Here is a 12,791-nt window from a genome sequence, read left to right as displayed (position 1 = left end):
GCCCCGGTTCACGGCCGCGCAATCCGCGCGGACGACCCGGCGCCCTCCCGAAACTAGGAGACACCTTGAAGCGCGACATCCACCCCGAGTACGTCGAGACGCAGGTCAGCTGCACCTGCGGTGCGTCGTTCACCACCCGGAGCACCATCGACAACGGCACCATCCGTGCCGACGTCTGCTCCGAGTGCCACCCGTTCTACACGGGCAAGCAGAAGATCCTCGACACCGGCGGCCGCGTGGCCCGCTTCGAGGCCCGCTTCGGCAAGGCTGCCGGCTCCGCCAGCAAGTAGCGAGCCACTGCGCCGGTTCCTGGCGCCCTCTTCCCGGGGGCGTCGGAACCGGCGTTTTTTCCGGTCAGGTGTCCGGGGGAGCCCCTCCGTCGTCCGGGGGAGCCCTCCGGACACCTCACCGGGCAGTACGCCCTCCAGCAGGCCCGCAGAATTCAGACCAACCAGGAGCCCCCGAATGTTCGAGGCGGTCGAGGAACTGATCGGTGAACACGCCGGTCTTGAGAAGAAGCTCGCCGACCCGTCGGTCCACGCCGACCAGGCCAACGCGCGCAAGCTGAACAAGCGCTACGCGGAGCTGACCCCGATCGTCTCCACGTACCGGGCCTGGAAGCAGACCGGCGAGGACATCGAGACCGCCCGCGAGTACGCCGCGGACGACCCCGACTTCGCTGCCGAGGTCAAGGACCTGGAGAAGGAGCGCGAAGAGCTCACCGAGAAGCTCCGCCTCCTCCTCGTCCCGCGCGACCCCAGCGATGACAAGGATGTCCTCCTGGAGATCAAGGCGGGCGCCGGCGGCGACGAGTCCGCCCTGTTCGCCGGTGACCTGCTGCGCATGTACCTGCGGTACGCCGAGCGCATCGGCTGGAAGACCGAGATCATCGACTCCACCGAGTCCGAGCTCGGCGGCTACAAGGACGTCCAGGTCGCCGTCAAGACCAAGGGCGGCAACGGCGCCACCGAGCCCGGCCAGGGCGTCTGGGCCCGGATGAAGTACGAGGGCGGGGTGCACCGGGTGCAGCGCGTGCCCTCCACCGAGTCCCAGGGCCGTATCCACACCTCCGCCGCGGGCGTGCTCGTCACCCCCGAGGCCGAGGAGGTCGAGGTCGAGATCCACGCCAACGACCTGCGCATCGACGTCTACCGCTCCTCCGGCCCCGGCGGCCAGTCCGTCAACACGACCGACTCCGCCGTCCGCATCACGCACCTGCCGACCGGCGTCGTCGCCTCCTGCCAGAACGAGAAGAGCCAGCTCCAGAACAAGGAGCAGGCCATGCGCATCCTGCGCTCCCGGCTGCTGGCCGCCGCCCAGGAGGCCGCCGAGCAGGAGGCCTCCGACGTGCGCCGCAGCCAGGTCCGTACGGTCGACCGCTCCGAGAAGATCCGCACGTACAACTTCCCGGAAAACCGCATCTCGGACCACCGCGTCGGCTTCAAGGCGTACAACTTGGACCAGGTGCTCGACGGAGAGCTCGACGCCGTCATCCAGGCGTGCGTCGACGCAGACTCCGCCGCCAAGCTCGCCAACGCGTAAGCGCACCGCCCGCCCCGCACACCCGTGAACCGTACGGAGAACCGCGATGAACCTGCTGCTCGCCGAGGTGGCCCAGGCCACCCAGCGGCTGGCCGACGCCGGTGTCCCCTCACCGCGATTCGACGCCGAGGAACTCGCGGCCTTCGTGCACGGCGTGAAGCGGGGCGAGCTGCACCAGGTGCCCGACACCGACTTCGACGCCCGGTACTGGGAGACCATCGCCCGTCGTGAGGCCCGCGAACCGCTCCAGCACATCACCGGCCGCGCCTTCTTCCGCTACCTGGAGCTCCAGGTGGGGCCCGGCGTCTTCGTGCCCCGGCCGGAGACCGAGTCGGTCGTCGGCTGGGCCATAGACGCCGTCCGCGCGATGGACGTCGTGGAGCCCGTCGTCGTCGACCTGTGCACCGGATCGGGCGCCATCGCGCTCGCCATGGCGCAGGAGGTCCCGCGCTCCCGCGTACACGCCGTGGAGCTCTCCGAGGACGCCCTCAGGTGGACCCGGAAGAACGCCGAGGGGTCCAGGGTCACCGTCCACAAGGGAGACGCCCTGAGCGCCCTTCCCGAGCTCGACGGCCAGGTCGACCTGGTGATCTCCAACCCGCCGTACATCCCGCTCACCGAATGGGAGTACGTCGCCCCCGAGGCCCGCGACCACGACCCGGAGATGGCCCTCTTCTCCGGCGAGGACGGCCTCGACACCATCCGCGGCATCGAACGCACCGCCCACCGTCTGCTCCGCCCCGGCGGCCTCGTCGTCATCGAGCACGCCGACACCCAGGGCGGCCAGGTGCCGTGGATCTTCACCGAGGAGCGGGGCTGGGCCGATGCGGCCGACCACCCCGACCTGAACAAGCGGCCCCGGTTCGCCACCGCCCGTAAGGCCATGCCGTGACCGGCCCCCGACGCCACACCCCGTACCCGTACACGCTCGAGGAGGCCGGCTGATGGCACGGCGATACGACTGCAACGACGCCACCGACCGGACCACGGGGCTGCGCGAGGCCGCCTCCGCGATCCGCCGAGGCGAACTGGTCGTGCTGCCCACCGACACCGTGTACGGGATCGGTGCGGACGCCTTCAGCGCCGAGGGCGTCGCCGACCTGCTGGACGCCAAGGGGCGCGGCCGCAACATGCCCACCCCCGTCCTCATCGGCTCCCCGAACACCCTGCACGGCCTGGTCACCGACTTCTCCGAGCAGGCCTGGGAGCTGGTCGACGCCTTCTGGCCCGGCGCCCTCACCCTGGTCGCCAGGCACCAGCCCTCGCTCCAGTGGGACCTCGGCGACACCCGGGGCACCGTCGCCATCCGGATGCCGCTGCACCCCGTCGCCATCGAGCTGCTGACCGAGGTCGGCCCGATGGCCGTCTCCAGCGCCAACCTCACCGGACACCCCTCGCCCGAGGACTGCGACGCCGCCCAGGGCATGCTCGGCGACTCCGTCTCCGTCTACCTCGACGGCGGCCCGACCCCCGGCATCGTGCCGTCCTCCATCGTCGACGTCACCGGCGCAGTCCCGGTCCTCCTGCGGGCCGGTGCGCTCTCCGTCGAGGAGCTGCGCAAGGTGGTCCCCGACCTCGAGGTGGCCAATTGACCGCGCCCGAGGGGCGTGGCATAGCGGGGCGGACCGACACCTTCCGCATCCTCCACGTCAGCACCGGCAACGTCTGCCGCTCACCGATCACCGAGCGGCTGACCCGCCATGCCCTGGTGGGCCGCCTCGGCGACCCGCTCAGCGGCGGCCTGATCGTGGAGAGCGCGGGCACCTGGGGCCATGAGGGTGCCCCCATGGAGGCCAACGCCGAGGTCGTCCTGGCCGACTTCGGCGCGGACGCCACCGGCTTCGTCGGCCGCGAGCTGCTCGACGAGCACGTGATCCGCGCCGACCTCGTCCTCACCGCCACCCGCGACCACCGCGCCCAGGTCATCTCCATGGGCCACTCCGCGGGCCTGCGCACCTTCACGCTCAAGGAGTTCACCCGGCTGGTGCGGGCGATAGACCCCGCCACCCTGCCCGACCCGCTCGACGAGGGCGTCGTCGAGCGCGCCCGCGCCCTGGTCCGCGCCGCCGCCGCCCTGCGCGGCTGGCTGCTGGCCCCGACCGCCGAGGCGGACGAGGTCTACGACCCGTACGGCGCGCCCATTACCTTCTTCCGCTCCATCGGCGACGAGATCAACCAGGCGCTCGACCCGGTGGTCACGGCGCTCACGGGCGTACGCGCGCCGCACTGACGGCCTCGCGCGCGCCGTACGGTGCGCCGATGCCCGTACGCGCTCCGTACCGAGCGCCGGTGCGACCGGTACGCCCGGTGCGCCGACCGGCGTACGGGGCGCCGCGACAGCGGGCACACCGCCCCGCCCCGGCCTACATTGGAGCTGACACCGGCCCCCTCGCCGGCACACCCTCCTCCAGGCCCGGAGCCGTCCCATGCCGGTCACCTCTCCCGCAGCTCCCGCACCCGTCCCCGCAGCCGTGCCGGCCGCGTCCGAGGCCCTGCCCCAGGACTTCGGTGCCCTGCTCCGCCAGGACCCGGAGATCGCCGGGGTCCTGCTCTCCGAGCGGAACCGGCAGGCTTCAACCCTCCAGCTGATCGCCGCCGAGAACTTCACCTCGCCCGCGGTCCTGGCCGCCCTCGGCTCCCCGCTCGCCAACAAGTACGCCGAGGGGTACCCGGGCGCCCGCCACCACGGCGGCTGCGAACACGCGGACGCCGCCGAGCGCATCGCGGTGCGCCGCGCCACCGCCCTCTTCGGCGCCGAACACGCCAACGTCCAGCCGCACTCCGGCTCATCGGCCGTCCTCGCCGCCTACGCCGCACTGCTGCGCCCGGGGGACACTGTGCTCGCGATGGGACTCCCGTACGGGGGACACCTCACCCACGGGGCACCCGGCAACTTCTCCGGCCGCTGGTTCGACTTCGTCGGCTACGGGGTGGACCCGACGACCGGGCTCATCGACTACCCCCGGCTCCGCGCCCTGGCCCGCGCCCGCCGCCCCAAGGCGATCGTCTGCGGCTCGATCTCCTACCCCCGCCACCCTGACTACGAGCTGTTCCGGGAGATCGCCGACGAGGTGGGCGCGTATCTGATCGCCGATGCCGCCCACCCGATGGGGCTGATCGCCGGGGGAGCGGCGCCGAGCCCGGTCCCGTACGCGGACGTGGTCTGCGCCACCACGCACAAGGTGCTGCGTGGACCGCGCGGCGGGATGATCCTGTGCGGCGCGGAGCTGGCCGAGCGGATCGACCGCGCGGTGTTCCCCTTCACCCAGGGCGGCGCGCAGATGCACACGGTGGCGGCGAAGGCGGTCGCGTTCGGGGAGGCGGAGACACCGGCGTACACGCTGTACGCGCACCAGGTGGTCGCGCACGCCCGGGTGCTGGCGGCGGGTCTTGAGGCCGAGGGCTTCGAGGTGACGACGGGCGGCACGGACACCCACATCATCGTGGCGGACCCGGCCCCGCTGGGCGTCGACGGCCGTACCGCCCGCGAGCGGCTGTCGGCGGCCGGCATGGTCCTGGACACCTGTGCGCTGCCGTACGGGGAGGCCCGGGGCATCCGGCTGGGGACGGCCGCCGTCACCACGCAGGGCATGGACGAGGGGGACATGGCGCGGATCGCGGCGCTGTTCGGGGCGGCGGTCCGGGAGCCGGGCGATGTGAGCCCGGTCGCGGCGGAGGTCCGGGAACTGGCCGCGCGCAATCCGCCGTACCCGCAGTAGCTGCGATCCGCCGTACCCGGTGTAGTCGCCCGGACCGTTTCCGGAGTGGGGCTCCGGCGTATCCGGGGCAGACGAACCCTGTGCAACCATCACCCGTACCGTGGAGTCCTTGTTCCTGAGACTAGGGTGTGGGTTTTGGATGGCCGGCGAATTCTGTGGGGCAGCCCGTGCGTGATTACCTGCTGACGCTCTGTGTCACGGCAGCGGTGACCTATCTGCTGACCGGACCGGTGCGTAAGTTCGCCATCGCGGTCGGGGCGATGCCCGCGATCCGTGCGCGCGACGTCCACCGGGAGCCGACACCCCGGCTCGGTGGGATCGCCATGTTCGGTGGACTGTGTGCGGGACTGATCGTCGCCGACCACCTCTTCAACCTGAAGGGTGTCTTCGAACTCTCCAACGAGCCAAGGGCGTTGCTCTCCGGCGCCGCCCTGATCTGGCTGATCGGCGTGCTCGACGACAAGTTCGAGATCGACGCCCTGATCAAGCTCGGCGGCCAGATGATCGCCGCCGCCGTGATGGTCATCCAGGGCCTCACGATCCTGTGGCTGCCGATCCCCGGCATCGGCACGGTCGCCCTCACCCAGTGGCAGGGCACGCTCCTCACGGTGGCGCTGGTCGTCATCACGATCAACGCGGTCAACTTCGTCGACGGCCTGGACGGGCTCGCGGCGGGCATGGTGTGCATCGCCTCGACGGCGTTCTTCCTCTACGCCTACCGCCTCTGGATGGGGTACGGGATCGAGGCGGCGGCCCCCGCGACGCTGTTCGCGGCGATCCTGATGGGCATGTGCATCGGCTTCCTGCCGCACAACATGCATCCGGCGCGGATCTTCATGGGGGACTCGGGCTCGATGCTGATCGGCCTGGTGCTGGCGGCGGGCGCGATCTCGATCACCGGCCAGGTCGACCCGGACAGCATGCAGATCTTCTTCCAGGGCAGCGAGCGCGGGGCCACCCACGCGATGCTCCCGGTCTTCATCCCGCTGGTGCTGCCGCTGACGATCATCGCCATCCCGGCCGCGGACCTGATCCTGGCCATCGTCCGGCGCACCTGGAACGGCCAGTCGCCGTTCGCCGCCGACCGGGGCCACCTGCACCACCGCCTGCTGGAGATCGGCCACTCGCACAGCCGGGCCGTGCTGATCATGTACTTCTGGTCGGCCCTGATCGCCTTCGGCGCCGTCGGCTACTCGGTGCACTCGGCCTCGATGTGGATCGTCTTCGTGATCATTGCGGCGAGCGCGGTGGGCCTGGTCCTCCTGCTGATGCCGCGCTTCACCCCCCGCACCCCGCACTGGGCCAACCGCTTCGTCCCGCCGCGCTACCGCCGCCCCGCCCCGGAGCAGGCTTCCTCCCCCGCGTACGAGGAGAAGCCGGAGCTCGTGACCTCCGGGGCCCAACAGGCCCCGGAAGACGCTCAGATGGGCGAGGAGAGCCCCGAACGGGCTCCTGTGGCGGTCGGGGTGTCCGGCGTCAACGGGGCGACCGCGATCGGCGCCCGTTCGCGTTTCCCTGAGCGCCGCTCGATCGACTCCTCGCGCTGACGATTCGGATCGTCTGAGGATTGGCTGATTTGCGTACCGCAACTCCTCGCACCTCTGTGATCACGTCCTTGATCAGCACGTATGTCGATCTCGTTTGCGCGGGCCTCTTGGTAGAGGCTCGACGCAATTGAGGAATAGGACATTCCTCTGCGCGCGCCTGGAGGATTTCCCGGAATCTTGTTTGCAGCTGTCCGGCCGTGCCAACTAGCGTCCCTTCCTGTCGTGCCCGTGACCAGGGCAGGGCTGTCAATCAGCAAAGCTATTGAGGGGGAAGCAGTGCGTAAATTCATGGGTATAGCCGTATCGGCTGTGATGGTGAGCGGTCTGCTCGGGGCGGGGGTCGCCCAGGCTGCGGAGTCTCCCGCTGCGCAGTCGATCGAGGCCAAGGCGACGAAGAAGTTCACCGTTGCCACCAGTCCGCTGGAGAAGAAGGAATCCCCGGAGAAGTTCAAGAAGGGGAAGAAGACCGGAAAGGTCAAGTACACCATCACCAAGAAGACGTTCAACCACGCGATCGGCGTTCGTCTGATCACGTGCGGCAAGGACTGGAAGTCGCTGACGGGGTGGAAGGACTTCAAGAAGAAGAAAGGGGAGTACTACACCTTCGACAAGTCGGTGAAGAAGGGGACGTGCTTCCGCGTGCAGGCCGGCCGCAGTTGGGCCGGAGGGGCCTCCACGATCGAGGGGAAGGTCAAGTTCTCCTGACCTTCACCCGAGACTGAACGCAACGGGTTGATCGGCGGCTGCTTCGGCAGCCGCCGATCGTCGTGTCCGGCGTCGGCGGTGCTCTGCAGCCGCTCACTCGTCCTGATGGTCTTCGCGCCAGGTTGGAAGTATCCCAATAGCAGACAAGTCGCCCCCTTTCGCGCTCAGGCGCGCGGACTAACTCTCACGTGTGACAGTTGGCACACTTTCCAGGTAAAGACCTCATCAAATAGTTTGTGATACCGTTCACGAGACCCGGTGGCGGAGCCGAAGGATCCTGGTGAGACGGTCCTCGTACCCGTAAAACCGCCTCGCGGACCGGGCCTAAGCTCGTCCATGACGACGCCCCATTCCTCCCTCAGACCAGTGGAGCTGCCGCCATGCAGTCCGACATGCGCGAAGTACTGCGCATCGCCACCCCCACCGCCGCGGTGGGAGCCATCGCCACGCTTGTCGGCGGGCTCGTCGCCGGCGGCAAGGGAGCGATCGGCGCTGTCGTGGGCTGCGTGGTGGTCATTCTCTTCATGGCCCTCGGACAGTTGGCGTTGCAGTGGGTCGCCAAGTCGATGCCGCACCTTTTCCAGGGCATGGGGCTGCTGGTCTACTCGGTCCAACTGGTGCTCCTGCTCGGCCTGATCATGGCTATCAGGAACACCACTCTCTTCGATCTCCAGGTCTTCGCCCTCACGCTGGTCGCCTCGGTGATCACCTGGATCATCACGCAGACCGTGCTGCACGCCAGGAGCAAGACCCTGTACGTCGATCCGGAGGCGGAGAGCCGGAACGCCCCGGGTGGAACCAAGGGGAAGCATGACCAGTAGGGCCGGGATAAAGCCCTGTTCGACATGCTGCTATCGTCCGGTCTCGGTTGCGGTACTGCGGGCGCGGACAACACGGCTGTCGCCTGATTCATCGCGAGGCTTCGGGCCCGGCCGCCGCCTCCTCACCGTAAGAACCAGTCCGGTGCCGACCTGCGGCTGCCAGCCGCTCCGATACAACGAGGTAGCCGTATCCATGCGCCATGCAGAAGGAGCTCCTGGTGACTGCTGACGCCCAGACGCTCGCCTTCGAGGTTGACTGCCACCTGTTCCAGGGCTCGTGCGGATTCCCAGCCCCGAGCGCGTGGTCGTTCATCTTCGACCCGATCTTCAGTATCGGTCCGGTCGACTTCAACAAGCCGATGCTGCTGGCGATCATCGGAACGATCGTCATCGTGAGCCTGTTCTGGGCCGGCTTCTCCAAGCCCAAGGTCGTTCCCGGCAAGCTGCAGTCGATCGCCGAGATCCTCTACGACTTCGTGCACCGAGGCATCGCCAAGGAGATCATCGGCAAGAAGGGCGAGCCCTTTGTCCCGCTGCTGGTGTCGCTCTTCTTCTTCATCTGGGTGATGAACCTGTGGGCGATCATCCCGCTCGCACAGTTCCCGGTGACCTCGCTCATCGCCTACCCGGTCGGACTGGCCCTGCTGGTTTGGGTCGTCTACATGTCCGTGACCTTCCGGAACAACGGCTTCGTCGGCGGTATCCGCAACCTGTGCGTGCCGAGCGGCCTGCCCAAGCCGATCTACGTGATCTTGACGCCGATCGAGTTCGTCTCGAACATCTTCGTGCGCCCCTTCACGCTGGCGGTCCGGCTCTTCGCGAACATGTTCGCGGGTCACATCCTCATTCTGGTCTTCACGATCGCGACCTGGTACATGCTCGGCACCGTGCTCGGCACCGTGTACGCCACCGCGTCGTTCGCCGTCACGCTGGCCCTGACCGTCTTCGAGATGTTCATCCAGGCGCTGCAGGCCTACGTGTTCACCGTGCTGACCGCCACGTACTTGTCCCAGGCGCTCGAAGAAGCGCACTGAGGACACCCGGGCCACCACCCGGACACCCCCTAGACGTCCGGTGGATGCAATCTCCACCGGCCACTCAAGAGAAGGAATCACAGATCCATGTCTGAGACTCTCGCAGCCGTCACGGGCAACATCGGCACCATCGGTTACGGCCTCGCGGCGATCGGCCCCGGCGTCGGCATCGGCATCATCTTCGGTAACGGTGTGCAGGCCATCGCCCGCCAGCCCGAGGCGGCCGGCATCATCCGCCAGAACATGCTGCTCGGCTTCGCGGTCATCGAGGCCCTGGCGCTCATCGGTTTCGTCGCGCCCTTCATCTACCCGAAGTAGTCCAGGCGACCTGACGATACGTTTTCGACGAAAGGTCCACCATGTTGCATCTGGCAGCTGAGGAGCCGCAGTCACCGCTGTTTCCGGTCTGGCCCGAGATCGTTATCGGCCTCATCTGCTTCAGCATTGTCTTCTTCGTCTTCTACAAGAAGCTCCTCCCGGCCATCAACAAGGCCCTGGACGAGCGTCGCGAGGCGATCGAAGGTGGCATCGAGAAGGCTGAAGCGGCTCAGACCGAGGCTCAGAGCGTTCTTGAGCAGTACAAGGCTCAGCTCGCCGAGGCCCGCCACGAGGCCGCTCGTCTGCGCCAGGAGGCGCAGGAGCAGGGTGCCGTCATCATCCAGGAGATGAAGGCGGAAGGTCAGCGGCAGCGCGAAGAGATCATCGCCGCCGGCCACGCCCAGATCGAGGCCGACCGCAAGGCCGCGTCCTCCGCGCTGCGCCAGGACGTGGGCAAGCTCGCCACCGACCTGGCCGGCAAGCTCGTCGGTGAGTCCCTCCAGGACCACGCCCGGCAGAGCGGCACCGTCGACCGTTTCCTCGACGAGCTCGAGGCGAAGGCCGAGGCCGCCCGATGAACGGCGCGAGCCGCGAGGCACTGGCCGCCGCACGTGAGCGGCTCGACGCGCTGACCGACAACACGTCGGTCGACGCGGCGGCCCTCGCCGACGATCTGGCTTCGGTCACCGCGCTGCTCCACCGCGAGGTTTCGCTGCGCCGGGTCCTCACGGACCCGGCCCAGAGCGGCGAGAGCAAGGCCGAGCTGGCCGCGCGCCTGCTCAGCGGTCAGGTCAGCGGCGAAGCCGTCGACCTGGTCTCCGGGCTGGTCCGCTCCCGCTGGTCGCAGTCGCGTGACCTGGTGGACTCGGTCGAGGAGCTGGCGAACACCGCAGACCTCACCGCGGCTCAGCGCGCGGGCGGCCTCGACGACGTCGAGGACGAGCTGTTCCGGTTCGGCCGGATCGTCGGCTCCGACCAGGAGCTGCGTGCCGCGCTCACCAGCCGTACGGCCACCGCCGCCGCCAAGAGCGAGCTGCTCCGCAGCCTGCTCGGCGGAAAGGCACAGCCGGTCACCGAGCGGATCATCGTCCGCCTGGTGACGCAGCCGCGGGGACGTAGCCTGGAGGCAGGGATCGAATCCCTGTCCAAGCTCGCCGCGGAGCGCCGCGACCGCGCGGTCGCCGTCGTCACCTCGGCGGTGCCGCTCAGCGACCGGCAGAAGCAGCGCCTCGGCGCCGCTCTCGCCAAGCTGTACGGCCGCGAGATGCACCTGAACCTGGACGTGGACCCCGCGGTCCTCGGCGGGATCTCGGTGCGCGTCGGTGACGAGATCATCAACGGCACCGTCGCGGAGCGCCTCGAAGAGGCGACCCGTCGCATGGCCGGCTGACACAGCGCAGCAGAGCAAGGCAGCAGAACAAGCAAGACCAGCGGCCCGGTTGGGCCGTGCAGAAATTGCAGAAGATTCCTGGGGGTCGGCCCCCAGACCCCCTTAAGAAACTTCGGGCCCAACAAGGAGAGCAGGGAACCCAGATGGCGGAGCTCACGATCCGGCCGGAGGAGATCCGGGACGCACTGGAGAACTTTGTCCAGTCGTACCAGCCGGACGCGGCCTCGCGCGAGGAGGTCGGTACGGTCAGCGTTGCCGGCGACGGCATCGCGAAGGTGGAGGGCCTGCCCTCCGCCATGGCGAACGAGCTGCTGAAGTTCGAGGACGGAACCCTCGGTCTCGCCCTCAACCTCGAGGAGCGCGAGATCGGTGCGATCGTTCTCGGCGAGTTCAGCGGTATCGAGGAGGGCCAGCCGGTGCAGCGCACCGGTGAGGTGCTCTCCGTCGGCGTCGGCGAGGGCTACCTCGGCCGCGTCGTCGACCCGCTCGGCCAGCCGATCGACGGTCTCGGCGAGATCGCGACCGACGGCCGCCGCGCCCTCGAGCTGCAGGCCCCTGGCGTCATGGTCCGCAAGTCGGTGCACGAGCCGATGCAGACCGGCTACAAGGCCGTCGACGCCATGGTGCCGATCGGCCGCGGCCAGCGTCAGCTGATCATCGGCGACCGTCAGACGGGTAAGACCGCTCTGGCCGTCGACACGATCATCAACCAGCGCGACAACTGGCGCTCCGGCGACGTGAACAAGCAGGTGCGCTGCATCTACGTCGCCATCGGTCAGAAGGGCTCCACCATCGCCTCCGTGCGTGGTGCGCTCGAAGAGGCCGGCGCGCTGGAGTACACGACCATCGTCGCCGCTCCGGCGTCCGACCCGGCCGGCTTCAAGTACCTGGCGCCGTACACCGGTTCGGCCATCGGCCAGCACTGGATGTACCAGGGCAAGCACGTCCTGATCATCTTCGACGACCTCTCGAAGCAGGCCGACGCCTACCGCGCCGTGTCCCTGCTGCTGCGCCGCCCGCCGGGCCGTGAGGCCTACCCGGGTGACGTCTTCTACCTGCACTCGCGTCTGCTGGAGCGCTGCGCCAAGCTCTCCGACGAGATGGGTGCCGGTTCGATGACGGGCCTCCCGATCGTCGAGACCAAGGCGAACGACGTGTCGGCGTTCATCCCGACCAACGTCATCTCCATCACCGACGGCCAGTGCTTCCTGGAGTCCGACCTGTTCAACGCGGGTCAGCGTCCGGCGCTCAACGTCGGTATCTCGGTCTCCCGAGTCGGCGGCTCCGCCCAGCACAAGGCCATGAAGCAGGTCTCCGGCCGGCTCCGCGTGGACCTCGCCCAGTACCGCGAGCTGGAGGCGTTCGCCGCCTTCGGTTCCGACCTGGACGCGGCCTCGAAGGCCTCGCTGGAGCGCGGTAAGCGCATGGTCGAGCTGCTGAAGCAGCCCCAGTACGCCCCGTTCCCGATGGAGGAGCAGGTCGTCTCCGTCTGGGCCGGTACCACGGGCAAGATGGACGACGTCCCGGTCGAGGACATCCGTCGCTTCGAGGCCGAGCTGCTGGAGTACCTGCGCCGCGAGCGCAAGGACCTCCTGACCAGCATCGCCGAGGGCGGCAAGATGTCCGACGACACGCTGCAGTCGATCGCCGACGCGATCGCCGCCTTCAAGCAGCAGTTCGAGACCTCGGACGGCAAGCTCCTGGGCGAGGGCTGA

General features: G+C 68.7%; 14 protein-coding genes. All 14 read left to right on the top strand.

Annotation, left to right across the window (positions count from 1 at the left end; all coding sequences use genetic code 11):
- The first annotated feature begins 65 nt into the window (after positions 1-65).
- The 14 genes from rpmE to atpA all read left to right on the top strand — a co-directional run bounded on the left by rpmE (position 66) and on the right by atpA (position 12,791).
- A complete protein-coding gene (gene rpmE / locus IF17_RS0123495; RefSeq protein ID WP_003966263.1) occupies positions 66-290 on the top strand; it encodes a 50S ribosomal protein L31 in 225 nt (74 codons plus the stop codon).
- Between the two features lie 175 nt (positions 291-465).
- Positions 466-1,542 carry a peptide chain release factor 1 gene (prfA, locus tag IF17_RS0123490; protein WP_030569167.1) on the top strand — a complete coding sequence of 359 codons (1,077 nt, stop codon included), beginning with the start codon at positions 466-468 and terminating at the stop codon, positions 1,540-1,542.
- 46 nt (positions 1,543-1,588) lie between these two features.
- Positions 1,589-2,434: a peptide chain release factor N(5)-glutamine methyltransferase gene (prmC, locus tag IF17_RS0123485; RefSeq protein WP_030569164.1), complete on the top strand. Its 846-nt coding sequence runs from the start codon at positions 1,589-1,591 to the stop codon at positions 2,432-2,434.
- A 52-nt stretch (positions 2,435-2,486) separates the two neighbouring features.
- Positions 2,487-3,134, top strand: a complete 648-nt coding sequence (locus IF17_RS0123480; RefSeq protein ID WP_030569160.1) for an L-threonylcarbamoyladenylate synthase — start codon at positions 2,487-2,489, stop codon at positions 3,132-3,134.
- The gene (locus tag IF17_RS0123475; RefSeq protein WP_030569157.1) at positions 3,131-3,772 is read left to right on the top strand and encodes an arsenate reductase/protein-tyrosine-phosphatase family protein; all 642 of its coding nucleotides are present in this window, start codon (positions 3,131-3,133) and stop codon (positions 3,770-3,772) included. Before IF17_RS0123480 ends, IF17_RS0123475 begins: the two co-directional genes overlap by 4 nt.
- 196 nt (positions 3,773-3,968) lie before the next feature.
- Entirely contained in the window at positions 3,969-5,261 is a 1,293-nt protein-coding gene (locus IF17_RS0123470; protein WP_030569154.1) for a serine hydroxymethyltransferase, read from the top strand.
- Between the two features lie 155 nt (positions 5,262-5,416).
- A complete protein-coding gene (locus IF17_RS0123465) occupies positions 5,417-6,808 on the top strand; it encodes an MraY family glycosyltransferase (protein ID WP_030569151.1) in 1,392 nt (463 codons plus the stop codon).
- A 288-nt stretch (positions 6,809-7,096) separates the two neighbouring features.
- Positions 7,097-7,513: a hypothetical protein gene (locus IF17_RS0123460; protein ID WP_157851170.1), complete on the top strand. Its 417-nt coding sequence runs from the start codon at positions 7,097-7,099 to the stop codon at positions 7,511-7,513.
- A gap of 380 nt (positions 7,514-7,893) precedes the next feature.
- Complete coding sequence (locus IF17_RS0123455) at positions 7,894-8,334, top strand: Cg1360 family ATP-synthase-associated protein (RefSeq protein WP_030569145.1); 441 nt, start codon at positions 7,894-7,896, stop codon at positions 8,332-8,334.
- Between the two features lie 200 nt (positions 8,335-8,534).
- A complete protein-coding gene (atpB, locus tag IF17_RS0123450; protein ID WP_030569142.1) occupies positions 8,535-9,368 on the top strand; it encodes a F0F1 ATP synthase subunit A in 834 nt (277 codons plus the stop codon).
- 87 nt (positions 9,369-9,455) lie between these two features.
- A complete protein-coding gene (atpE, locus tag IF17_RS0123445) occupies positions 9,456-9,686 on the top strand; it encodes an ATP synthase F0 subunit C (RefSeq protein WP_015611375.1) in 231 nt (76 codons plus the stop codon).
- A gap of 41 nt (positions 9,687-9,727) precedes the next feature.
- Positions 9,728-10,264, top strand: coding sequence for a F0F1 ATP synthase subunit B (locus tag IF17_RS0123440; RefSeq protein WP_030569139.1), 537 nt, complete (start codon positions 9,728-9,730; stop codon positions 10,262-10,264).
- Positions 10,261-11,076 (top strand): F0F1 ATP synthase subunit delta, encoded by an 816-nt coding sequence (locus IF17_RS0123435; RefSeq protein WP_030569136.1) that lies wholly within the window; start codon positions 10,261-10,263, stop codon positions 11,074-11,076. The genes IF17_RS0123440 and IF17_RS0123435 overlap by 4 nt, the downstream gene beginning before the upstream one ends.
- 143 nt (positions 11,077-11,219) lie before the next feature.
- Positions 11,220-12,791 carry a F0F1 ATP synthase subunit alpha gene (gene atpA / locus IF17_RS0123430; RefSeq protein WP_018509908.1) on the top strand — a complete coding sequence of 524 codons (1,572 nt, stop codon included), beginning with the start codon at positions 11,220-11,222 and terminating at the stop codon, positions 12,789-12,791.

The sequence above is a fragment of the Streptomyces cyaneofuscatus genome, from assembly GCF_000718135.1.
GTDB classification, from domain to species: domain Bacteria; phylum Actinomycetota; class Actinomycetes; order Streptomycetales; family Streptomycetaceae; genus Streptomyces; species Streptomyces cyaneofuscatus.
Note: the sequence above shows the minus strand (reverse complement) of the source record. Positions and strands in the feature narration are given on the sequence as shown.